Below are 22,865 nucleotides of genomic sequence, written 5' to 3' on the forward strand. Positions count from 1 at the left end.
CAAGTGTTGGCCATATGGTTGATGTTGAACGTAATGACACTGAGGTTAATGATGTGGTAATAAACGTTTCTGACACGTCAATATCTTCACTACGTATTTATCAGACTCCGATTCAGCATTTGCCAGACGACTTATACGTACCGCCCGGAGCGTTTGCCATTTGGCTGGAACAATTTGCAGGGCCATTGGATTTTTTACTGTATCTGGTTAAAAAAAACAATGTTGATTTAACCCAAATGCCCATATTGCCTATTACCGAGCAGTATCTGGCCTATATTAGCGAATTGGATACTGATCATTTCGAATTAGCAGGCGACTACCTGCTGATGGCATCAACGCTAATAGCTATAAAAACTGAGTTACTACTGCCAAAACCACAAGTGCCTGTTGATGAGCGCGACCCCAAAGCAGAGCTGATTGAGCGTCTTGAAGCTTACGCACAGATTAAAGAAGCAAGCCGACGTTTAGACAGTCTCGTCAGGCTTGAACGTGATGTATTTTTGGCTATGGTTAGTATGCCTGATCAAGATATCATGAATGCCCAGCTACCCAGTTACTCAGCAAACTTATTGATTGATAGTTTGTTTAAGATGCAGTTGCAAGCGAATTATCAGATGCAAACGCACAATATTAAGACCGATACCGTACCACTAGCAGACCGTATCGCCAGTATCAGCCGTCAGCTCAGTACTAATGCTGACAAAACCCACTTTTTTCATCAACTATTGGATAAATCACAAGGTAAAATAGGCGTGGTGGTAAGCTTTGTCGCGGTGCTTGAGCTAATAAAACGTCAATTGGTCGGTGTAGTTAATACTGATTCTAGTAACCATAATGAGCAACTGGCTTTGCAGTGGTTATCGTGATTTGGAAGTTATGTTAAACACTAGCATTATAGTACTTAAAAAAGAGCCTTCTTTATTATGAAAGACATTAGCGATACTAATAAGTATGAAAGCATTAGTCACCATATTGAAGCGCTATTACATGCATCTGAAGCGCCATTGACTGACAATGCCCTCAAAAAACATTTATCTTTATCTACTGAAGAGCTAAACCAAGCTTTAGAATTACTACGTCTACGCTTAGACTCTGGAGTGCTTAGACTATATAAAACAGCTAGTGGATATCGCTTACAAATAGCAGATAGCTATAGTGCGTTGATACAACGCGTTTTTCCGCAGCGTCAAGAGCGCTTGAGTCAAGCACTGCTTGAGACTTTGAGTATTATTGCTTATAAACAGCCAGTAACCCGTAGTGATATTGAGTATGTGCGCGGCGTAACATTATCTAGTAACATATTGCGTCAGCTATTTGATAAAGGTTGGATCAAAGAGGACGGATATAAAGAAACCTTGGGACGTCCAGCATTATTGCACACCACAGCACAATTTTTAGACGCCTTTGGTCTTACCAATTTGGATGAGCTGCCATCTATCCCCAACACAGAAATAGCCAAAGCATTTTCTTGAATACTTTGACTATTTCTGTGTTACTTTTAAAGTAATCGGTTCAACAGCCGATAAAAATTTAACTAAAGATCTATTTGACAGGCGGTCTTACTAATTTTATATTGCCTCTTTCATGAATGGACTTGGACTTATACTCTTCTGGTAGTGTCTCAGTTTCTATAATTAGATGACCATTAACGGCATCACACAGTTTACCTACACGCTCTGCTTCTATAGGCGTTTTTAACACTAAAGTATTAGGAGCTATAGAGAAAAACTCTAAGTCCTCTAAGTCGCTGTTATCGAGACGAGAGTTTGAGATACCAAAGTTAGTGTATTTATCCTCATCTTCGAATTTGATAGGACTAGGATTTTGGTTATCAAGTTTGAGGATGGAAACTGTAGTTTCACTAACGGGTAGATAACCGACTTTTAAATACCAAGCATAAACGCTTTCACTAGCAGGATTTACATCTCCTCTTACCTCAAGACCTTCTGCATCAGCTATCTCAAACATACGCATTAATAACTTTCTAGCCAGACCTTCACCTTGATAAGCAGGTCTTACTACAATATGATTTGTATATAAATACTCATCTGTCTTCTTGTACTGCGCGACTGCTGCTAACTCATCGTCTCCGACAAAACCTAAAAAGGTCTCTATTTTTTCTTCACAGATAAATTTCAAATATTTATCTAGTTTTGGACTAGTATAAACGCTACCCAACATATAAAGTGAATCGTATATCTCTTGATACATAGTGCTTATTTCTTTAGCATAAGAACAAGACAACTCTTGCATTTCCATGTCCGTATCTCCTTCAATAATAATTAATGACTAAAACTTTAAAATGCTAGCAGCTTCTATAAACTGCAAGTATGTAAATCTAAGAGTTTTCAACCGTTTTGAGGTGGTCAATAATTATAATAAAGGTTAATTTATTCTAAACTTGAGCGCGAATGTTTTATGTTGCTTTAATTTGCTACTCTTCTACATCAAGGATTAACCTTTAGATTTATTACTTCATTATAGAAGAATAGTATGTAACTTTTCAATTGTTTGTCTAATATCCAAAATCTTGCATATAATAGAAACAACTGTCTATAATTGGGATAAATGAGGTTTGATTTAAAAAGAAGGGTTATCGAAATATGTTAAATTGTTCAGCACGGCTACATCTATCTGGTAATTTTTAGATAAAAAAAAGCTAGAGCCTCTTTTGAGTACCCTAACGTATTTTATTATTAGACTATTTGAATAATCACATTACTATAAAAAGTAATAAATTTATCTTCCAAGCTAACGTTGACTAATAGGAGGTCTTACTATTTTAATATTGCCTCTATTAAGAATAGATTTATGTTCTTCGTCTAATAAACCTGAGTCTATAATCAACAGACCGCTAATTCAATTACATAACTTATCTAATAGCTCTGTTTCTATCGATGTTTTTAAGACTAGAATGTTGGAAGCTATAAAGAAAAACTCTAAGTCCTCTAAATCGCTATCTCTAAGACGAGATAAACACTACCCAACAGGTAATACGGATCGTATATTTCCTGATACATTGTACTTATCTCGTCGGCATAAGAACAAGATAACTCTTGGACTTTTATATCAGTACCTTCCTTGATTATAATTAATAACATCTAAACACTTACAGCTTTTAAGGCTTGAAAGTCTTTGCAATTGGATAATTCTTTGATTATTCAATAACGATTAATAATATAACAAGGGCTAATTTATTCTGAAAATAGGCACTATTATTTTATGTTACTCTGTCTTACTACTATCCTTAGTCTTTATATAAAGAATTAACTTCTAGACTCTTCATCTATCTTAGAAAAAACAGTATTTATTGCTGCAACTGTTTGTTCAATCTCCGAATCTTTTAGAGTAGGATGAACTAAAAACATCAAGCTAGTCTCTCCAAGCTGTTTAGCAATAGGCAGTCTAGTTTCAGGACGCAAACCTGTATTGTCAAAAGCTTTTTCCAAATAGACCTCGGAGGCGGATCCAGAAAAACAAGGGACTTCAAGCTCATTGATCTCTTCTATAATACGATCACGTGTCCAGCCTTTGGGCAAGTTGTCAGCGTTGACATAAACATACAACTTATAATAGGCATGTTTTGAATCTGCAAACTTTGGAGAGTCCTCCAGCTTTGGTGCTGACAAGTACCCTTTTGTCTCCCACTGACTACAAGCTTGTAATATTGCCTGTGCATTGCTAGTACGTTTAGCAGTCCAATCCGGCATTCTCTCAAGCTGAATACGTCCGATTACCCCTTGCATTTCAGTTAGACGCCAGTTGGTACCAAAGCTCTCATGCAGCCAGCGATAGCCAGGTGGATGTTCTTTTTCATAAACTGCAGCATAACTTTTGCCATGATCTTTATAAGCCCACATCTTACGCCATAATGCTTCATCATTAGTAGTAACCATACCGCCCTCACCGCCTGTAGTCATGATTTTGTCTTGGCAAAAGCTCCAAGCTCCGACATGGCCTATACTCCCAACACTTCGACCTTTATAGTGAGCACCATGTGCTTGGGCGCAGTCTTCAATAACATACAGGTTGTGTTTATCTGCTAAGGCCATGATGCCATCCATATCACATGGCCAGCCTGCCAGATGCACGCAAACAATACCTTTGGTTTTCTCAGTTACAACCGCAGCGATAGTTTCCGGAGTTATGTTACCAGTAGCCTCGTCAATATCTGCAAAAACTGGTGTTGCTCCTACATTAACCACACTTGATATACTGGCAATAAAGGTACGCGGTGTCACAACCACTTCATCCCCAGCGCCAATACCTAAAGCTATTAAAGCCACATCCAAAGCTAGAGTACCATTACCCAGCGCTATAGCATATTTACTATCTGCCCAGTCAGCAAATTCCTTTTCAAAGTGACGGCATTCTTGTCCTGTCCAATAATTGACTTTATTAGACAAGAGGACTTTACTTACAGCATCAGCCTCTTGCTGAGTAAAACTTGGCCAAGGTGAGAAAGGTGAATTTAACATATGGTTTCCTAATTCTATTATAAAATATTGGTTAATAAGCGTACTTGCTTATAGTATTTATATTGTGTTATTAGATGTTCGCTAGTCATTTTAATTAATGTTTTGATAACAATCAGCTTGCTGGTAGTTACCTAAGTCTTACCTCACTATATCATCTAAAAAATTAGAGGGATAAGGTATACTGTACTTTAGAGCAGTAAAGTAAAAACGATCTTCAATACTACTAATATCTTCTTCTAGTTTTGAGAACTGTAAAAACCAATCTTCAAGATGAAACATATAATTAAATATCTTTCTATTTAATACAGGATCTATATTATTATTGTTTAATAAATGATTTAATTCATCGTATACTTTTTTATTAGCATGAAAAACATGTAGTGCCTGATGATAAGTCAGACCCTTTTGATACACTTTATAAGCAGCTTCGGAGCGCTTTATATTATTAATAAGGGCATTATGTATGAGAATCATAGCTATTTCCAAAATTTAATGTATAAAATACGTTATAATATTCGTTAAACCGAATATATTAAAAAATTTGACTCTTTAAGTGCTAATTTATTATATTATTTAACTATCTGCCTATAGTTAAATAGCTACTATCTTATAAAAATACTTTTCTTACACCTCTATTCACTTATTAAGTGTAACTTACCTAAATTATTTTCTAGTATTTCAAAAAATCAATCTATCAAATTCGAGGATATTTATTATTTCTCCCATTTAATGATTCAAAACTACTGTTAAAGAAAATTATACTAGTAAAGATTATAATCAATCTAAGCTAATGTCTTCTATGCTTACGGTTTATATAGCGTAAAAAACGTAGTCCATGATAGATAACCGCATAACCAACGCATAGTATTATAATATCTCGCGATACAACTACCGATACTCTTGCAGCTAAATTATAAGGACTTCCAATCAAGGAGGGGTACCACTTTACAACCGCTTTTACAAACCACACTAAAGATAAAACGATCATCAAGACTACTATTAGTAAGCTTTGTTTTTTGGTAAATATAGGTCTTATGGCCTTGTGGAATATCGCAAATTGTCGATCTAAACGGTGGCTGTTACGTTGCCACGTTTGCAAACGTGAGAAAGCAAACCAGAGCAGTACTGCTAGTCCTGCTAACGAGCTTAAATACTGCAACAACCTAGCAACGGTGGTACCTTTAAAAGGATAAAAGTAGACGCGATACTGTAGCCAGTCTATATGACTGGCAATAAGCCCATCTTCGTGCGTAATACCATCCCAAATGATATGAGTCACTGCTCCCAATACCAGACCCAAGACTACTGATAAATAGAATCGGCCTGATCCTTGCATAAGACCTTTAATAGACCGATAATTACTACTGGTATAACCGGTAATGTAGCGATGACTTTGATTAGGCTGATAATGATGTCCTTTTGATGGTTGCTCTAAAAACGGTTCAACAAGTGCATAAGCGGCAGGTTTTAGTCCCCAGTACCAGAGTGCGAATACTACTATTCCCCATGGTAAACAATAAGCAAAAACCCCTATCCACTGGTGTGAAAAGTTTCCATTTGGATTACCGATACCAGTATAATAAGGCATATCTGGCATCATGGTACCGATAAGCAGCGCATCGAACTGCAACCAACGTCTAGCAGGATAAAATGGTAATGCTGCGGCCATATGAGATATAGTAAAAGCCATTTGGTATATACTCTCTTACTTAGTTTTAGCAACTAAACTAAAACAAAAGCTAGTTTATTATGACCACTCATCGAAAAATTAATTTAAACCTTTTCAATACTTTTATTATTGTTTTTTGACTCATACTTTCACTGTTGCTTTATTAGTTTTCTATAATTATAGTTGAATAACTTAATATAATAGTAGCTATTGAACTAGTAGATGTCGCTACTATTATGGTTTAAGTATAAATCTAGTTAGAAAAATTAAGTCGACAGTAATAATACACAATTCTATTTGTACGCAAATTTTGGTAAGATATTTAAGGATATAAACTAGTCATTGATACTTCTAATTATATCGAAGCTCTCCGCATTATTAGTACCAACATAGGAACCTCTGAGCGCCGCTAAATGTTCAATGGTCTTAATTGATCGTGTACTTGGAAAGTCCTTAAGCTGACTAGAAAAACATTGCATAGCTTCAATCTTATTTGCAAAATCTGAATCACTCAAAGCATTAAAATATCTTGGAATAAAAACGGCTTCTACAGTTGGATGCCCCCATTCTGTTTCAGATAATGTTTCATAAGCATAGATATGACGAACACATTGTCCTGGCAAAGGTCTAGCTGCAACCAAACAGGCGTTGTATATAGCGCCATGATCAAGATGCAAATCACCTTTATGAGGTATATAAAGGGTATCAATATTCTTCTTTTTTACTAATTCGTTTAGAGCGCCAGCAATTTTATACTGTGGATATTGTTCCAACTGCGGTGCAGGAAAATCATAAAAGAAAGTTTCCTCTATACCCAATATCTTATGTGCTTCTAGAGCCTCAGAGCGTACGTGCTGCAAACCCTCAAGGCTAAAAAGTTCTGGAGCACCGATTGAAGCATTAGTCATGATCGCTACATATACGGTATCGCCTTTACGTATATGTTTTGCTATTGTGCCACCACATCCTATAATTTCATCGTCGGCGTGAGGCGCTACTACTAAAACATTCTTCATGATATATTCCTAATAATCTCTTTTAATTCTGCAATTTGCTTTTTGAGCTCATAAATTTCAAGATCGACTTTATAACCTAACAAACTACCTACACGTACCTTATCTGTGCCACTCAAAACCATCGTAATCCAAATAAGTCCATCGCCTGTTTGTACCAAGGCTTGATCATCATTAAGCTTTAAGATGCGGCCTTCAATACCTTTTATTTTTGAATCTTTGTCAATTTTACTAGCCTTTACTTCTATTCTTTTGGTATCTGAATAAGTAAAAGCGCCAGGATGCGGCTCTGAAGCAGCCTTAATAAGACGATCTATCTCATATGCTGAACGAGACCAATCGATCAATCCATCTTCAGGTTTTCTTATACCAAATTCTGTGGCTTGCAAATCATCTTGATCAATAGCATTTAACTTACCATTGGCCAGTTGAGGCAACAAACTATCTAACGCAGAAATCATAGCGTCATACAGTTTGAACTCAACGCTTTTAGCATCATCCTTATTAGTAACTTCGAAGCTTTTTTGAGCCACAATAGCGCCAGCGTCAGCCTCTTCTTCAAGCATAAAAAAGGTAGCGGCGCCCTCTGCAACTTCATTTACAAGCCAAGCTACTGGAGCACGGCCTCTACCTTTTGGCAGCTTCGTGGGATGAAAACCTATAGCACCTAATTTAGGAGTATTTATAATATCTTCAGAAACCAACTGCGAAAGACCAACAACTAGTAAAAAATCAATATCTAAAGCAGTAATTTCATCAACATGCTCGTTGATTTTTGTAAATGGCGTAAAATCAATTGAGTTTTCTACACAAAAAGGTTCTAAATCACTATAGCCACTGACTAAGCGAGTACTTTTAGGCTGATAACCAAAAACTTTAACGATATCCAGCTGATGTTCATACAATTTACGTAATGTTAGCAAGCTCGACTCTACGCCGCCAATTAATGCAACCTTCATATTTTTTTACCCCATTTCTCTCCCAGCAAGACTATCAAAGCTGTTTTAGAAAGGATTTTTAAGTCCAATAAAAACGATTGTTGTTCAACGTACTTTCTATCGAATTTCCAGCGCTCTTCCCAACTGAGATAAATGTTGCCATTTACTTGCGCCAATCCTGTTAAGCCTGGACGCACCAATAGACGCTTTTTACCGCTCTCATCAAACTCTTTTACTAAGGCTGGCAGACAAGGTCTTGGTCCGACCAAAGACATATCACCTTTGACTACATTAAATAGTTGTGGCAACTCATCTATCTTTAATCTGCGTATTACTTTACCGACTCTAGTAATCTCTGCATCATTATTAAAGGTTTGTTTGCTAAGATCTCTGTATTTATCATCAATCATGGTTCTGAACTTGTATACAGAAAACAGACTGCCTTTTTTACCTACTCGTTCTTGTTTAAAAAACAACGGCCCTTTGCTCGTCGTCTTTATTAGGACAGCAGTTATAATTAATAATGGTGATATAATTAACAGTATAAGAATACTTATGAGAAAATCAAAACAACGCTTCATAGGAACCCTTTTATTTTAAATGTATTGTTACAGCGTAAAATACAGTGTTATTAAATTTTATTAATGACTTTATTGGTCTTTTTCTTAAATACTTTAAAATTTTCGTAGAGTTCTACATTTGGAAAATACGACAATTTCAATGATTACTCTACCTACAAACCCATCTCGCTTAGCATTTTTTCATTAACTTTGTGCACATCATACTTTTCTTCAGCTACTTCACGTGCCCGTTTTCCCATCTCTATAATCAGTGAAGGTTCTTCAATAAAACGGAGCATAGCTTGAGTTAGAGCGTCTACATCTTTAACTGGGATTAAGAAACCATTATCACCATCTACTACCGTTTCGCGGCAGCCTGGTGCATCAGTAGTGATTACTGCACGCCCCATAGCCATTGCTTCTAATACCGTACGGGGTGTGCCTTCACGATAAGATGGCAACACATAAACAGAGCTATCTCCAATTGCTGGACGCACATCATCTAAGCGACCTAGGAAATTAATAGTACCTTCTGCAACCCAATCGTCTAGCTCTTTTTGAGTAATAGCATGAGGATTGGTATCTATCCAACCAACCAAATCAAACTGGGCATCAGGGTAGGTCTGCTTAATCTGCTGTGCTGCTTGCACGTATTCGCGTACGCCTTTGTCCCACAACAAACGAGCAATCATCAGGAATTTTGGCGTTGTTTGTTCAGTAAGAGGAGCTACGTTATACTGTGCAACATCAACACCTGAACCATTTACTACACAAGTTTCAGATTTTTTAGATACAATATTTAGCTGACGAAATAGTTTTTCATCATCAGGATTCTGAAAAAAAACTTTATCTGCCTTCGATAGTGCCCGTCGATATAGATCATGTATCAGCTTTTGTAACCTAGTACGCTGATCGGCTGATTCCATCTCCTGAAAGGCATAGCCCAGGCCGGTAATAAGTGCAAAGCGATTAGGTACCCTTGCAAGCCATGCCGCCAAAGTACCATAGATTACAGGTTTAATGGTATAACCCAGCACATAATCAGGTTTGACATTCTTCATCAGTCGATACAGCGCACTTAGAGTTTTAACATCTTTTATGGGGTCAGTACCTGTACGCTGCATAGGAATGTTGTGAACCACAAAACCAAGCGTTTCTAACTTTTTTTTATCTTCTAAGTAATTTTCAAATTCTGGAGCAGCAACATGCACTTTAAATCCTGCGTTTTGTATGGCAGTAAGTAGAGCACCGCGAAAACTCAGTAAAGAAGGCGGAAAGCTTGCTATAATTAAAAATTTCATAAGCGACTCTAGTAAAGTAGGTTAATATCAAATAGAGGTAGCTACTCGGTCAGCCTCTTTGGCTCCATAACCCAAGTAAACTAAGAAAACACTATAAATAAATAGATAGTTTAGTATTAAAAAAGTTGAGCTATTGGTAGATAAAGAAAGTATAGCTGTAAGCGACATCACCGTCGCAGGTTTGAATATTTTATTATGTTTAGATGTCATCCATATCATAGACAAAAAGAAAGCTACAAAGATTGTTGTTCCAATAATTCCAAGTTTTAATAAGGTTTCTACTAATCCATTATGGGTACCAAGCTCGTGACCCTCAAGAATAATCTTAGTGCCATCAAAACCTACGCCTAATAGCGGCTTTTCTTTGAATCTATTGATAGAAATCTCTAGCAATATATCGCGTGCGTTATAACCTGTATTTAATAACCTTGAATCAGAAGAACTTACCAATTCAGCGAAACGAGTAGAGAACCAAGTTGCTATATCTACAGAATAAATAGATGCTAGTAAAACGGACCCCAATAAGAGTAACAAAGCTAGGAAACCGCTTCTAGGAAACTGTGCAACAACAATATAAGACAGCAAACCTAATGCAAACGCTAACGTAGCACTCCTAGAGGCCGTAGCTAGTAGAATGACCAATAATATTCCTACTAGTAAAACTTTGTATTTTTTTTGATCTAAACCTAGTAATACAAAAGGTGATAACATAACAGCAAGATGGCTGGTAATGTTTGGGTTCATAAACAAACCAGGTTGTCGAAAAGGTGACCAATTTACAAAACTTATTAAAAAGAATGGCAATAGAAAAAGTAGTATTTTAGCTAGACTCTTATAGCGTCCTTCATTATAAAAAGACTCAGCTTCAGTTAAACCTATTTGAGAAGCAAAAAATAAGAAAACCACCATAGCTACGGCTTGAAAAATAGTTATGATACTGCCTTGAAAGATAATACTCTGTATTAATACATAAACTACGAGAAGAAAAATAGGAATCAAACTATTATTCATCACTACCTTTCTATGTTTATACAGTATAAGTAAATAGAACAATGTAAACTGCAAGACAATTAATGGTGCTCTTAGTATAGCCAAGCTTGAAAAACTAACAATAAAGATTACAAGTATTGAACTCAACAAAAAAGAGTTAAAACTAATGAATCTAGGAGCTTTTATATTCATATTATTTACTACAGTATTGTCTGTTAATTTTTATTTTGCGAATATAAACTGTGGAATTTATCTAAAACAACATTCATAGAATACTTGGTAATAACATTTTCCTTGTTCTTACTAATTTTGTCTTCCAGCTTATCTTTTGGATAGTTAAGATAGTTGCGTATTACGTCACTAATACCTGCTGTATCATTGCTAGTAGCAATAGACTCATCATCTAATAAAACCCTAACGTCCCCAACATCAGGAGCTACACTTACCGTTTCTGATAATATGGCCTCTCCTACAACATTAGGAAATCCCTCAGTCTTAGAATGGAGACAAAAGATATCCATTGCCTTTAAACATTTAGGCACATCATTTCTTTGTCCGAGCAATCTAAAATTATCAGTAAGGTTGTAATGTTTTATCCAAGACGTTAATTCTTTATTATCTGCAGTATTATCACGACCTACCATCATAAATTTCAAATTGGGAAAATCTTTTACTAGATTGGCAGCAACTTCAACAAAAAGCTTTTGATTTTTGACGGGATTAAATCTACCTACGGTACCTATCACTGTATCGTCGTCAGACAGATTAATCTCTTTACGAACCTTTGATCCTTCTTCTTCTGTAGAAGAGAGCGCTTCTACATCAAATCCATTAGGTATAACCATCATTTTAGATTCATCATATCCAATGCTTATATGATAGTCCTTTGATACGTGAGCGGCGCAAACTATAACGTCAGGAATAGAATAAGACAATTTTGCACATATTTTGCTCAGATGAACCGTTAGTTTTGAAGGCCCTTGTGAAACATCAGTAGTACGGATACCCCAAATAATTTTATCTACATTCAAACTCTTAGCAGCTAAACCACCCAAAAAGTCTGCATGATACATCCAAGTCTGCACCACATCAGGTTGAAGATTTTTAAGGAGTTTTCTAAGCCTAGCCATAGTTCTTGGCACTGTTATAGTGGAGCTCATACCAAGACTATGTACTTCTATGCCCTGATCTTGTAAATCCGGACCAATAACACCATCATCCGTCAAAGAGATAACGGAATGTTGAAACTGGTTTGTTTTTTGGCTATGAAGTACTAGGCGCTTAAGCATCAACTCAGCACCGCCTACATTTAAGCCGATAATTATATGGACAATTTTCATATTAAACAGTTTTCTCATTCAGTTTTTTAAATGCAAGCTCTTGGGTCCAAAACCTGCCTGAAACTTACTCAGCCTTCACTATGAATTGATGACGAATTACCTAAAAACATATTGATAGCATAAGCAAAATTTTCTTCAAGATCCTGATCGTTTTTTTCTTCGATCCAGTTATTATCTAAAAATACCTTTCTAGTAGAGGATTTTAGTAAAGCTAATGGTCCAAAGTTAGTTCCCTGAAACTCTATCAAGTGACATCCATTTGCTGATTGAGCGATATCTAAAGAAGCATATGGGTTATCAAGTTTACTAAAAATACTTTTTGCAAAATTCAAGACTTCTTCAGGAGCAGTCACATATTCAAATAACCCACTACCACTAGCTCTAAAATCATTTTTTCTAATACTTCTTTTCAAGGTATAAAACCTATTACCAAACACTAAAATTTTAAAGTCGTTTTTTAGATTGGGTATAAATTCTTGCTCAACGAATCTATTAAATCCTTTATGTCTATATTTATAGAAATAGAACTCACTGCGCTTTAGCTTAATTCTTCTTTGAAGTTTAATCAGTCTTCTTTTTTTGGATACATCGAAATGGTTATCTTTTATATCTTTCATGTCTTTTTTATTTTTTACCAGAAAAACTCCACTACTACCAGCACCAGATACTGTTTTCAATACCTTAGGAGTAGGTAAAATAGAATCATCAATATCAAAAAAGTAATTTCCTTTTAGATCGCCGAAACCTAACTCCTTTCTAAGTAATTCTTGAAAACCTTTATTTTCATGGCCTAAAAGCATATTATAATTAGGTAAAATTCTACATTTCTGGTTAATGAAGTACATAACATCTCTCATGTATAATCTAATGTTTTCTTCATCACTAGAAGTATATATGACAGTATCACTTTCATTAAGTTCAATATTTTTCAGATCATTAATAGTTATGATCTCAGTATTATATTCTAAAAGACCTGCTATCTTGTTAACATTTAAACTTTTCCAACTTTTACCAGTACTGCCAAAAAAGCCATTTGGCAGCGTTGCAATATATACTTTCATTGTGAAGTCCTTAAAACAATAATTAAAACTTATTGTAACATTATAATTTTTCACAAGTATAATTATACCTTAGCTTTTGTAATTAAATCGTATCTAAACAAAAGCTATCAACAATGAGAGTAATTCGTATACAATTTTAAATGTTATTTATAAGACTTCAGCATAATCATTCTTAGATGTTATATTCATTCTTACGGATATATCAGACAAATAATTGCTATCTACAAATAGATTTAGAGCGTGAGCATAGTTAGCCTCAAGGTCTTTATCATTTTTCTCTTTAAGCCACTCACCATTTTTACACAAAAATCTATTAGGAGCTTTCAATAAAGTACCTGGAGAAAAATTGGTACCTTGGTATTCTATTAAATGACAATCATTTGTTGATTGAGCAATATCCAAAGAAGCATATGGATTATCTATGGTTTCAAACACACTTTTTGCATAGTTTAATACTTCTACTGAAGGCATAACATGTTCAAACAAATTACTGCCGCTTGCTTTAAAATCACCTTTTCTAATATTTCTCTTTAAGCTGTAATATCTATCACCAAATACAAGTATTTTAAAGTCATGTGTCAAATTAGGTATAAAATCTTGTTCAACGAATCTATTAAAACCTTTATGCCTATAATCGTATATCGAATATTCATCACTTTGTAGTTTAAATTTTCTTTGTAGTTTTATTACCTTTCTTTTTTTAGATACTGCAAAATGCTTATCTTTTATGTCTGCTATCTCATCTTGTTTTTTTACTAAATAAACTCCGCTACTTCCAGCACCTGTTACACTTTTTAGCACTTTAGGAATTGCAAGTTTGGCATCGTCTAAATCGAAGAAATAATTGCCACGTAGATTACCAAAATCTAATTCATTTCTAAATAATTCTTGAAAACCTTTATTTTCATGACTCATCAACATATCGTAACTTGGTATGATGTTACATTTCTTACTCACAAAATACATAACGTCTATTAAATAAGCTCTTATATTTCTCTCATCACTAGAAGTATAAACTACTGTATCTGTTTCTTGAAAATCAATGTGTATTAAATCGTTTATAGTTACAATTTCAGTATCATGATTTAACAAGGAAGCCAATTTATTAACGTCGATACTTTTCCAACTTTGTCCTGCACTACCGAAGAACCCATTGGGTAACGTGGCTATATATATTTTCATACCGTAATCCTTTTGTAATAAATACTTCTATTGTGTAAATTACAATGATAACATGTTATTCACAATTGTTCATTAATATTTGGAGTTTATTTATGACTGGTATGTTCAATAATATGAATATAGATTATATTCAGTGTCAAACTTGCTATAAAAACCTATATAACAGCAAACTAACTACGAACATTATTGTAGATTCTTTATTTATAGCGAAATAGTATTGAATACATAAATCTAGCTGATAAATAATTAATCATTCATAGTAAAGCTATTTAAAATCATTTTGGTCTATAATCATTTATCAGAACTAACTATGTCATTTACAATTTCGTCAGTATATCTACCTAAAAAAGGATCACCTCCATATTGAGAAGGTTTAGTGGTTAAACCAAAAAAACTTAATTCTATGCAGCGCCAATTTTGATTAGAATCTAAAATCATATCAAGACCAGCTATACGAGCACCTATAACCTCTGTAAAAATATCTTTGCTTGTTTCAACCAGCTCTTTGTATAGAGGGAGTTTTTTACCTGCAAAAGTAAAGCTAGAGTTAGGATGTTCTAAATATTTATTTGCATATCTATCAGTTGCATAAGTGTTTAAGACACTATTTAAATCAATATTACAAGCTATCCCCCCATCTCCTTCATTGTCTAGACTGCCATCTTTCCCCATACGAAGATTAGTTTCAAGTATATGAGACTCTCCATTTTTGTCTCTATATAAAGTTACTCGAACCGTACTTATTCCTGCTTCGTTAACTTCAACCATAAAATTAGATTGCTGTATTTTTTCTTCGGCTACTAAATCAGAGTATTCTTTTATGATCTTCTTAACTTCGTTTTTGTCTTTAATAAAGTTTACACCTGCTCCTCCGATAGTACCTTTATTAGGTTTGATCACTATAGGGAAGTCCGCTTCATTAATTTCGTTATCAATAAACTCTTCAATATCATCTATGATGATAAAGTTATTGTTGTAGTAAATACCATTGAATTTATGGAAAAAATTCGTTGGAAAAACGCTCTTATTGAACCATTTACTATAAATACTTTTATTTTCAAAAAAGGTGATTGCCTTGTTATCATTAAGATAAGGTTCAACATGCAATGCGTAAATTTCTTCAGGAATAATACGTTTATCAAACTTACCTGACAATGATTTTGAAATCTCCACTGTTTTGATACTTATAATAGGAGACAATACTTTCCAATAACTTCGGTATTCCTTTTCCTCATTCTCTGTTAATCTTGTTTTTTCAAAGTTAGAACCATTATTCACAGCTTTATGATGTTTATAGAATGCAGAATATACTGTTACACTTCTCCAAACATCAATAGCTGTATTTTTTATAATTTTTCTAGCCTGCATATTCCATCTTCCTTTTTACACTTAGAATTTTAACTCTATACTATTTTTCAAAACAATATAGAGCCATATCTTCCGATCACTGTAATTTTGTAAAGCCAAAAGCCTCTAATTATTCTAGCAATTAACTTTTTAAATTAACTATACTATCTATAACTTCATCAGTAAATTCCCCTAAAAATGGCTCACCTACATACTGCATAAACCTTGTAGTTTGGCCAAACAAATTTACTTCTATACAGCGCCACTTTTCAGTATTATCTAAACACATATCTAAACTTACTAATCTTGCTTCTGGGATTTTTTCGAAAACGCTTTTACTTGTTTCAACTAAATCTTCATATAATGGTAACCTTTTATCTGCAAATACAGTATTTGAGTTAGGATGTGCTAAATACTTATTTACATACTTATCAAATGCATATTTATCTAAAGACCCATCAGAATTGATAGTACAAATGATCCCACCATCTGATACATTATCTAAACTTCCATCTACACCCATACGTATACCAGAACCAAGGAAATGTATAGTGTTCTTGCTATCTTTATATAGACATGTTCGAACGGTATTTATACTATCTTTATTAAGCTCGTTAATTAATTCAGACTGCTGCAGTTTTTCTTGTACTACTAGATCAGGATGATCTTTTATTATTTTTTTTACTTCGTCTTTGTTTTTTAAAAAATATATATTCGCACCTCCATAACTATCCTTATTTGGCTTAGCCACTACAGGAAAATCATTTACATTCATCGTGTTGTCAATAAAACTTTCAATATCATCTATAACATCGAAATCATAAGTGTAATATATATTGTTTAATTTATGAAAAAAGTCTTTTGGAAAAAGCTCACCCCCAAACCATTTGTTATAAATACTCTTGTTACCTAAAAAAGCAACATCCTTATTATTATTCAAATATGGTTCAATATATAGAAGAAAAAACTCTTCAGGAATAATTCTTTTATTAAATACTCCAGAGAGAGATTTAGACATTTCAACTGTTTTGAAGCTTACTATTGGAGATATTTGTTTCCAGTAATTATAATATTCTTTTTTTTCACCGCTCGTTAATTTTGATCTTTCAAAGTTAGGGTTACTATAAATTGACCTATTATATTTATGAAAAGAGGAATATACTGAAAGACCTGTCCATGTACTGCTAGCCTTATCCCTTATAAATTTTCTAGCTTTCATATTTCACCTCAGTAGTTAATTTTATTTGAGAAACTTTAATACATTAAAACTATTCATACTTGCCTACAGTAGCCTAGTTTCGTAGTTTATCTTCTTTTCTATTTTTCTATAAAAGAAATAAGCAGAAACTGCTAACATAATTTGTGATATAAATATGTTTGTAGCACCTCCTAATAGTCCAAAATTTTGAATGAGTGGAAAAGATAATAAGAAACCTATTATCGATACTGTTATCGTTATTTTCATTACTATCTTATCGTACCCTCTTGAAATTAGATAATTTGTAGAGTGTATGTTGTAAATAACAACAGACAACACTCCCAGCATAAGAATGTAATAAACTTCTGAATCATTCGCGTACTCTATACCAATAATGTCAAATATAAACTGATGTATTAATAAAAGGAAAACAATGATAGAAACAATCAATACTAAGTAATATTTTCTATAAATACCGAACTTCTCTTTGTGTCTAATTAGATACGGAAAAGCAACTCCTGATATTACAGAGTTAAATACATTTAATATTGTTACTACTTGTCTAGTAGCACCAAAATAACCAGCGGCTGACTTACCTAGTATTATTCCTACTAAAAAGTTAGTAGTATTATTATAAAGGTTTGGAACAAATTGGTTTATAAACAAAGGAAAACCAAATTTTAAAGTTTTTTTAACTCTAGTTAGATTAATAGGTACTATATTTAATTTGAAATTCTTTATAATTAAATAGTGTGATACACAGGTTACCGCAATAAAGCTAATTCCTAATAAGAAAGGATAAAGCCAGTAGTCCTCTGGCTCCTTAATTAGTGTAAACACTCCTATGGTAAACGTTAGTTTAACAATAAGATTTAGAACAGCTATATAAGTCATTCTCTCTACTCCCCGAAAAAACCACTCAGGAAATAGGGTTTCGCCTAACAGCATTAAGCACATTAATAGATATACGACTAAATCTTCTTTGAACTGAGGCACAAGAAAAATAGTAGGAATTAATATACTTAATGCAAATATTAATAGATAAAACTTAGTCACCATAGTTTTACTATAAATATAGCTCAAATGCTTTTGACTAGTTCTATGCTTTGCAATCTCTCTAGTGGCTGATAGATTAAAACCGTAATCCGTAACTGCTTGAAAGTAAGCAATCAAAGCTAGTCCTAATACGATCGCACCATACTGTTGTATTCCTAATACCTTAATTAAATAAGGTAGAGTGACAAAAGGTAGTACTGCATTTATTAGCTTTAAAACAGCTAAGGAGAAAAAATTTTTGAGCAGTTGACTGATATCTTTGTCACCCAGCACAGTGCGAACTTTCTTGATCATAAAACTCAACTATTTGTTTTCAAAGATTTAACATACCAAGGCATTGCTCTATCAATACCTTGCTCTATATTGAACTGCGGATTGTAGCCCAACAAATTCTTTGCTTTACTGATATCTGCTTGAGAGTGTCTGACATCACCTTCTCTAAAATCTCGATAGGTAGGTGGTTTTTCGTAAATGACGCCGTTGTCTATCAGTGCTAGTTTGATAGCATTAAACAATTCATTTAATGTGGTTCTATCCCCTACTGCCACGTTATAAACTTGGTTTTTAGCTTCGGGGTCAGTAGTTGTCGCTGCTAATATATTTGCTTGTACTGTGTTATCGATATAACAAAAATCACGACTAGTCTCTCCATCACCATTCATGAAGACCTCATCGTCCGATATCATTGCAGCTGTCCATTTTGGAATAACAGCCGCATATGCGCCATCAGGATCTTGGCGTCTACCAAAAACGTTAAAATAGCGTAAACCAATGGAATGAAAATCATAACTACGTGCAAACACTTCTGCATATAGCTCATTGACATACTTAGTCACCGCATATGGAGATAAAGGTTTACCAATGGCATCTTCAACTTTGGGCAAAGCGGGATGATCACCGTAAGTTGAGCTACTAGCAGCATACGTAAAGCTTGATACTTTCGCATCACGAGCCGCAACCAACATATTTAGAAAACCTGAAATATTGGTTTCGTTAGTAGCGATAGGGTCTGCAAGTGAACGCGGTACAGAACCTAAAGCCGCTTGATGTAAAACGTAATCTACACCCGTACATGCTTGATAGCAGTCATCTACGTTTCTTATATCGCCTTCAATAAAATTAAAACGTTGCCATTGATCCTCAGATACTAGGGTTTTTACTTCTTCTAAATTTTTTCGATGACCGGTCGCAAAGTTATCCAAGCCTACTACGTCCTGATCTAATTTCAGTAGCGTTTCGAGTAAGTTTGAGCCGATAAACCCGCCTACTCCTGTAATCAACCACTTCTTTGGATGGTTTACCAACGTCTGCTTTGTTTCTTCATACTGCATTATGTTGCTTCCTTATTAGTATTGTATTTTACCTCTACAAACGAATATCAGCTTCTTCTTTGTCAAATACATATTTTAGGTCATAGAGGACATGTTTATCTTTACCCAAAGCTCGGATATTATCGATGCCCATATCTGTAAACTCTGAGTGTGCTACTGCTAAGATAATACCGTCGTAGTGCTGCGACTGCGGCTTATCAATAGGAGTAACGTTATATTCACGCTGAGCTTCTTCGTTATCTACCCAAGGATCGTAGATGTCCACTTCAATGTTGTATTCTTCTAATTCGTGAACAATATCAATAATCTTGGTATTACGAACATCAGGACAATTCTCTTTAAAACTTAGACCAAGTATCAGTACTCGCGCGCCTTCCACCTGAATACGCTTCTTAATCATAGTTTTAATTAGCTGAGTAGTGACGTATTCGCCCATACCGTCGTTTAAGCGGCGGCCAGCAAGAATAATCTCTGGGTTATATCCAATAGCTTGTGCTTTATGGGTTAGATAGTAAGGATCAACACCAATACAATGTCCGCCTACTAAACCAGGACGGAACGGTAAAAAGTTCCATTTAGTACCGGCAGCAGTTAATACGGCTTCAGTATCTATATTCATTTTATTAAAGATAACCGCTAACTCATTAATAAGGGCAATATTGACATCTCTTTGAGTGTTCTCAATCACTTTTGCAGCTTCTGCAACTTTGATGCTTGGTGCTTTATGAGTGCCGGCGGTAATGATAAGGTTATAGACATCATCAACGAAGTCTGCAATCTCTGGTGTAGAACCTGCAGTAACTTTTAAGATATTGGTAACTCTATGTTCTTTATCACCTGGGTTGATGCGCTCAGGACTATAGCCTGCATAGAAGTCTTGGTTAAAAACCAATCCAGAAACCTTTTCCAGTACAGGAATACAAACCTCTTCTGTAGCACCTGGATAAACTGTAGACTCATAAACTACGATGTCGTCTTTTTTTAGAATACCGCCTATAGCTGTCGATGCTTTAATTAAGGGTGTTAAGTCTGGTTGTTTAAAGTCATCGATAGGTGTAGGTACAGTAACGATAATAAAGTTGCAATTCGCTAGTGCTTCAATATCTGAGCTGTAGGTGAGATGCGTAGCTTGAGCCAATTCTTCATCGCTAACCTCTAAAGTATGATCAGTACCTGATTGCAGCTCAGCGATACGATTCGCATTGATGTCAAAACCTATAACTGGTACTTTTTTACCAAACTCGACTGCTAAAGGTAGACCTACATAACCAAGGCCGATAACAGCTATTTTTATATCATTAATATCTCTCATAACACTCCCTTCTAAATATATTTATATAATAGTTTCGTATATAACGGTTTCGATAATTCGAAATAACGTCCACTTAAATTAAATTAATAAAGGTTAAGATTAATCAGGTTTACTAAGATTCTGAACCTTCGCGATATCCTTCAACAAAATATTTAAACTCTTCTTTGAGCCATTCGACATCATGGGGTTGAGCCCTGCGTGTCAACTGCGATAACATGTTTTCAATATCCATTAGTGGAAAGCTGCGCTCTATTGCTTGTCTGATTAGAGGATGCTCTGTCTCTTCAACATTATCGTCGCCGATGATCAACTCTTCATAGAGTTTCTCGCCAGGTCTTAACCCAGTAACTATAATCTCCATATCCCCATCAGGATTATTATTATCTTTTAGCTTACAACCTGTTAAGTAAATCATACGTTTAGCCAGATCTACGATTTTGACCGGCTCTCCCATATCAAGCACAAATACTTCACCACCTGATGCCATTGCACCTGCTTGAATAACCAAGCTTGCTGCTTCTGGAATAGTCATAAAATAACGTGTCACATCTTCATGGGTTACTGTAATGGGACCACCTTGCTCAATTTGTTTAGTAAATAAAGGAATAACAGATCCAGATGACCCTAATACATTACCAAAACGTACCATGCTAAAGCAGGTGCTACTATTAACTTGGCTTAGCCCTTGACAAACTAGCTCTGCCAAACGTTTAGAGGCGCCCATAACATTAGTAGGTCTTACCGCTTTATCGGTTGAAATAAGTACAAAGGTTTCAACTTTAGCTTGCAAAGCTGCGTAAGCACAATGATAAGTCCCTTTAGAATTGTTGATCACGCCCTCAAATGGATTATGCTCAACGATAGGCACATGTTTATAGGCAGCAGCATGATAAACGGTTTGAATGCGATACCTTTTAAATACTCTGATTAGCTTATCTTCGTTAGTTACATTACCAATCATGGCTATAATCTCGATGTTTTCATAATCAGGATTGAGCGCTTGTTGGTTTTTTAGTTCTTGATGAATACTGTATAAAGCATATTCAGATAGTTCATAAAGTATTAGACAGCGAGGGCCATTTTTAATGATTTGTCGACAAAGCTCACTACCAATAGAGCCACCAGCCCCTGTGACCAATACGCTTTTGCCACTAATGTTTTTACTTAGTAACTTGGCATCAGGTTCGACAGTTTGTCGATCTAATACATCTAAGATATCAACAGGACGCATCTTGCTAACGGTCACTTGACCATCAGCGATATCATGCAGACTTGGTAACTCTTTGATCTTGACAGAGACTTCTGCAAACTCATCGATGATTTGGCGACGACGGGCACGACTTATAGAAGGCATGGCCAAAAATACTTGCTCAACATTCAACTGATCTACCAAAGCCACTGTTTCGCTAGCATCGTATATTTTTTTGCCAAAGACATAGCCCCCAGTTAGCTGCGGATTGTCGTCGACAAAGGCTACAGTACGATATTTATGTGAACGCTCTAGAGCATCGAACAACTCTCTACCTGCTACGCCCGCTCCATAAATAATGACATTCTCGTTGACTTCTGTATCTTTACGACGATGCTTTTGACTACCTGTACTGCGCTCTAGTATTTCGCGAATGCTTAAGCGACTGCCCCATAACCAGATGAAAAATAGGAATAAATACAACAGAGGAACAGAGCGAGGCATAACAGGTAATGCATCAAAGAATCCTATGAATTGATAAAGGATTATCAACAATACAAATAACTGCAATACGTTACGCATCACCGAATCAAAGAAGATACGGGCAACACCTCTATAAAATCCAATAAGGTAGAGGCCAACCACAGGGGGTATAGCATAAAAAAACAAGGCTATAGGGCTAATGTGGTTGGCAACATAACCGTATCTCAATGCGTAAGCGAAAAACAAACAGACTAATGACATTAAGATATCGGCGGTTAAAAAGAAACTACGCTTTACTACACGCGGCAGCTCTAATAATCGTTGAGCAGTATTGTACAACCGGTTAACGGTATTCCTATTTTCAGAATAAGTATTATTAAGCTTTGGCTTCATAATCATAAACTCAACTGGTTGTTT

General features: G+C 35.1%; 20 protein-coding genes. 2 read left to right on the plus strand and 18 right to left on the minus strand.

Going from position 1 to position 22,865, the window contains the following annotated elements; all coding sequences use genetic code 11:
- Positions 1-14: 14 nt before the first annotated feature.
- Both ACR63N_RS10875 and scpB read left to right on the plus strand, forming a co-directional pair.
- Positions 15-866, plus strand: a complete 852-nt coding sequence (locus ACR63N_RS10875) for a segregation and condensation protein A (RefSeq protein WP_472782739.1) — start codon at positions 15-17, stop codon at positions 864-866.
- Between the two features lie 57 nt (positions 867-923).
- Positions 924-1,472 carry an SMC-Scp complex subunit ScpB gene (gene scpB / locus ACR63N_RS10880; protein ID WP_367106808.1) on the plus strand — a complete coding sequence of 183 codons (549 nt, stop codon included), beginning with the start codon at positions 924-926 and terminating at the stop codon, positions 1,470-1,472.
- 70 nt (positions 1,473-1,542) lie between these two features.
- On the opposite strand, the gene ACR63N_RS10885 is transcribed toward scpB, so the two are convergent.
- The 18 genes from ACR63N_RS10885 to ACR63N_RS10970 form a co-directional block, all read right to left on the minus strand.
- A complete protein-coding gene (locus ACR63N_RS10885) occupies positions 1,543-2,259 on the minus strand; it encodes a GNAT family N-acetyltransferase (RefSeq protein WP_367106807.1) in 717 nt (238 codons plus the stop codon).
- Between the two features lie 1,007 nt (positions 2,260-3,266).
- The gene (locus tag ACR63N_RS10890; protein ID WP_367103889.1) at positions 3,267-4,478 is read right to left on the minus strand and encodes a DegT/DnrJ/EryC1/StrS family aminotransferase; all 1,212 of its coding nucleotides are present in this window, start codon (positions 4,476-4,478) and stop codon (positions 3,267-3,269) included.
- A 138-nt stretch (positions 4,479-4,616) separates the two neighbouring features.
- The gene (locus tag ACR63N_RS10895) at positions 4,617-4,952 is read right to left on the minus strand and encodes a hypothetical protein (RefSeq protein WP_367103888.1); all 336 of its coding nucleotides are present in this window, start codon (positions 4,950-4,952) and stop codon (positions 4,617-4,619) included.
- A 313-nt stretch (positions 4,953-5,265) separates the two neighbouring features.
- Positions 5,266-6,168: a DUF4184 family protein gene (locus ACR63N_RS10900; RefSeq protein ID WP_367106806.1), complete on the minus strand. Its 903-nt coding sequence runs from the start codon at positions 6,166-6,168 to the stop codon at positions 5,266-5,268.
- Between the two features lie 314 nt (positions 6,169-6,482).
- Positions 6,483-7,163, minus strand: coding sequence for a PIG-L deacetylase family protein (locus ACR63N_RS10905; protein ID WP_367103886.1), 681 nt, complete (start codon positions 7,161-7,163; stop codon positions 6,483-6,485).
- Positions 7,160-8,119, minus strand: coding sequence for a methionyl-tRNA formyltransferase (locus ACR63N_RS10910; RefSeq protein WP_367103885.1), 960 nt, complete (start codon positions 8,117-8,119; stop codon positions 7,160-7,162). Before ACR63N_RS10910 ends, ACR63N_RS10905 begins: the two co-directional genes overlap by 4 nt.
- Positions 8,116-8,679 carry a sugar transferase gene (locus ACR63N_RS10915; protein WP_367103884.1) on the minus strand — a complete coding sequence of 188 codons (564 nt, stop codon included), beginning with the start codon at positions 8,677-8,679 and terminating at the stop codon, positions 8,116-8,118. The genes ACR63N_RS10910 and ACR63N_RS10915 overlap by 4 nt, the downstream gene beginning before the upstream one ends.
- A 152-nt stretch (positions 8,680-8,831) precedes the next feature.
- Positions 8,832-9,959, minus strand: a complete 1,128-nt coding sequence (locus ACR63N_RS10920) for a glycosyltransferase family 4 protein (RefSeq protein WP_367103883.1) — start codon at positions 9,957-9,959, stop codon at positions 8,832-8,834.
- A gap of 27 nt (positions 9,960-9,986) precedes the next feature.
- On the minus strand, positions 9,987-10,970 hold the full coding sequence (locus ACR63N_RS10925; protein WP_367103882.1) for an O-antigen ligase family protein: 984 nt from the start codon (positions 10,968-10,970) through the stop codon (positions 9,987-9,989).
- A gap of 194 nt (positions 10,971-11,164) precedes the next feature.
- On the minus strand, positions 11,165-12,289 hold the full coding sequence (locus ACR63N_RS10930; protein ID WP_367106805.1) for a glycosyltransferase family 4 protein: 1,125 nt from the start codon (positions 12,287-12,289) through the stop codon (positions 11,165-11,167).
- A 68-nt stretch (positions 12,290-12,357) separates the two neighbouring features.
- Entirely contained in the window at positions 12,358-13,350 is a 993-nt protein-coding gene (locus ACR63N_RS10935) for an ATP-grasp domain-containing protein (RefSeq protein WP_367106804.1), read from the minus strand.
- Between the two features lie 147 nt (positions 13,351-13,497).
- Complete coding sequence (locus ACR63N_RS10940) at positions 13,498-14,532, minus strand: ATP-grasp domain-containing protein (RefSeq protein ID WP_472782015.1); 1,035 nt, start codon at positions 14,530-14,532, stop codon at positions 13,498-13,500.
- A gap of 291 nt (positions 14,533-14,823) precedes the next feature.
- Positions 14,824-15,900, minus strand: a complete 1,077-nt coding sequence (locus ACR63N_RS10945) for a sugar-transfer associated ATP-grasp domain-containing protein (RefSeq protein ID WP_367106802.1) — start codon at positions 15,898-15,900, stop codon at positions 14,824-14,826.
- Positions 15,901-16,021: 121 nt separating this feature from the next.
- Positions 16,022-17,098 (minus strand): sugar-transfer associated ATP-grasp domain-containing protein, encoded by a 1,077-nt coding sequence (locus tag ACR63N_RS10950; protein ID WP_367109062.1) that lies wholly within the window; start codon positions 17,096-17,098, stop codon positions 16,022-16,024.
- A gap of 63 nt (positions 17,099-17,161) precedes the next feature.
- Complete coding sequence (locus ACR63N_RS10955) at positions 17,162-18,427, minus strand: flippase (RefSeq protein WP_367103876.1); 1,266 nt, start codon at positions 18,425-18,427, stop codon at positions 17,162-17,164.
- A 5-nt stretch (positions 18,428-18,432) separates the two neighbouring features.
- Entirely contained in the window at positions 18,433-19,464 is a 1,032-nt protein-coding gene (locus ACR63N_RS10960) for an NAD-dependent epimerase/dehydratase family protein (RefSeq protein ID WP_472782016.1), read from the minus strand.
- Between the two features lie 34 nt (positions 19,465-19,498).
- On the minus strand, positions 19,499-20,776 hold the full coding sequence (gene tviB, locus ACR63N_RS10965; RefSeq protein WP_367103874.1) for a Vi polysaccharide biosynthesis UDP-N-acetylglucosamine C-6 dehydrogenase TviB: 1,278 nt from the start codon (positions 20,774-20,776) through the stop codon (positions 19,499-19,501).
- A 112-nt stretch (positions 20,777-20,888) separates the two neighbouring features.
- Positions 20,889-22,841 carry a polysaccharide biosynthesis protein gene (locus tag ACR63N_RS10970; RefSeq protein ID WP_472782017.1) on the minus strand — a complete coding sequence of 651 codons (1,953 nt, stop codon included), beginning with the start codon at positions 22,839-22,841 and terminating at the stop codon, positions 20,889-20,891.
- Between the last annotated feature and the right edge of the window lie 24 nt (positions 22,842-22,865).

The sequence above is a fragment of the Psychrobacter sp. M4 genome (assembly GCF_055699795.1).

What these genes read in the sequence shown, in the direction of transcription:
- ACR63N_RS10875 (WP_472782739.1), top strand. Translation starts at nt 15, where the DNA reads ATGGTTGATGTTGAACGTAATGACACTGAGGTTAATGATGTGGTAATA.
- scpB (WP_367106808.1), top strand. Translation starts at nt 924, where the DNA reads ATGAAAGACATTAGCGATACTAATAAGTATGAAAGCATTAGTCACCAT.
- ACR63N_RS10885 (WP_367106807.1), bottom strand. Translation starts at nt 2,259, where the DNA reads ATGGAAATGCAAGAGTTGTCTTGTTCTTATGCTAAAGAAATAAGCACT.
- ACR63N_RS10890 (WP_367103889.1), bottom strand. Translation starts at nt 4,478, where the DNA reads ATGTTAAATTCACCTTTCTCACCTTGGCCAAGTTTTACTCAGCAAGAG.
- ACR63N_RS10895 (WP_367103888.1), bottom strand. Translation starts at nt 4,952, where the DNA reads ATGATTCTCATACATAATGCCCTTATTAATAATATAAAGCGCTCCGAA.
- ACR63N_RS10900 (WP_367106806.1), bottom strand. Translation starts at nt 6,168, where the DNA reads ATGGCTTTTACTATATCTCATATGGCCGCAGCATTACCATTTTATCCT.
- ACR63N_RS10905 (WP_367103886.1), bottom strand. Translation starts at nt 7,163, where the DNA reads ATGAAGAATGTTTTAGTAGTAGCGCCTCACGCCGACGATGAAATTATA.
- ACR63N_RS10910 (WP_367103885.1), bottom strand. Translation starts at nt 8,119, where the DNA reads ATGAAGGTTGCATTAATTGGCGGCGTAGAGTCGAGCTTGCTAACATTA.
- ACR63N_RS10915 (WP_367103884.1), bottom strand. Translation starts at nt 8,679, where the DNA reads ATGAAGCGTTGTTTTGATTTTCTCATAAGTATTCTTATACTGTTAATT.
- ACR63N_RS10920 (WP_367103883.1), bottom strand. Translation starts at nt 9,959, where the DNA reads ATGAAATTTTTAATTATAGCAAGCTTTCCGCCTTCTTTACTGAGTTTT.
- ACR63N_RS10925 (WP_367103882.1), bottom strand. Translation starts at nt 10,970, where the DNA reads ATGAATAATAGTTTGATTCCTATTTTTCTTCTCGTAGTTTATGTATTA.
- ACR63N_RS10930 (WP_367106805.1), bottom strand. Translation starts at nt 12,289, where the DNA reads ATGAAAATTGTCCATATAATTATCGGCTTAAATGTAGGCGGTGCTGAG.
- ACR63N_RS10935 (WP_367106804.1), bottom strand. Translation starts at nt 13,350, where the DNA reads ATGAAAGTATATATTGCAACGCTGCCAAATGGCTTTTTTGGCAGTACT.
- ACR63N_RS10940 (WP_472782015.1), bottom strand. Translation starts at nt 14,532, where the DNA reads ATGAAAATATATATAGCCACGTTACCCAATGGGTTCTTCGGTAGTGCA.
- ACR63N_RS10945 (WP_367106802.1), bottom strand. Translation starts at nt 15,900, where the DNA reads ATGCAGGCTAGAAAAATTATAAAAAATACAGCTATTGATGTTTGGAGA.
- ACR63N_RS10950 (WP_367109062.1), bottom strand. Translation starts at nt 17,098, where the DNA reads ATGAAAGCTAGAAAATTTATAAGGGATAAGGCTAGCAGTACATGGACA.
- ACR63N_RS10955 (WP_367103876.1), bottom strand. Translation starts at nt 18,427, where the DNA reads ATGATCAAGAAAGTTCGCACTGTGCTGGGTGACAAAGATATCAGTCAA.
- ACR63N_RS10960 (WP_472782016.1), bottom strand. Translation starts at nt 19,464, where the DNA reads ATGCAGTATGAAGAAACAAAGCAGACGTTGGTAAACCATCCAAAGAAG.
- tviB (WP_367103874.1), bottom strand. Translation starts at nt 20,776, where the DNA reads ATGAGAGATATTAATGATATAAAAATAGCTGTTATCGGCCTTGGTTAT.
- ACR63N_RS10970 (WP_472782017.1), bottom strand. Translation starts at nt 22,841, where the DNA reads ATGAAGCCAAAGCTTAATAATACTTATTCTGAAAATAGGAATACCGTT.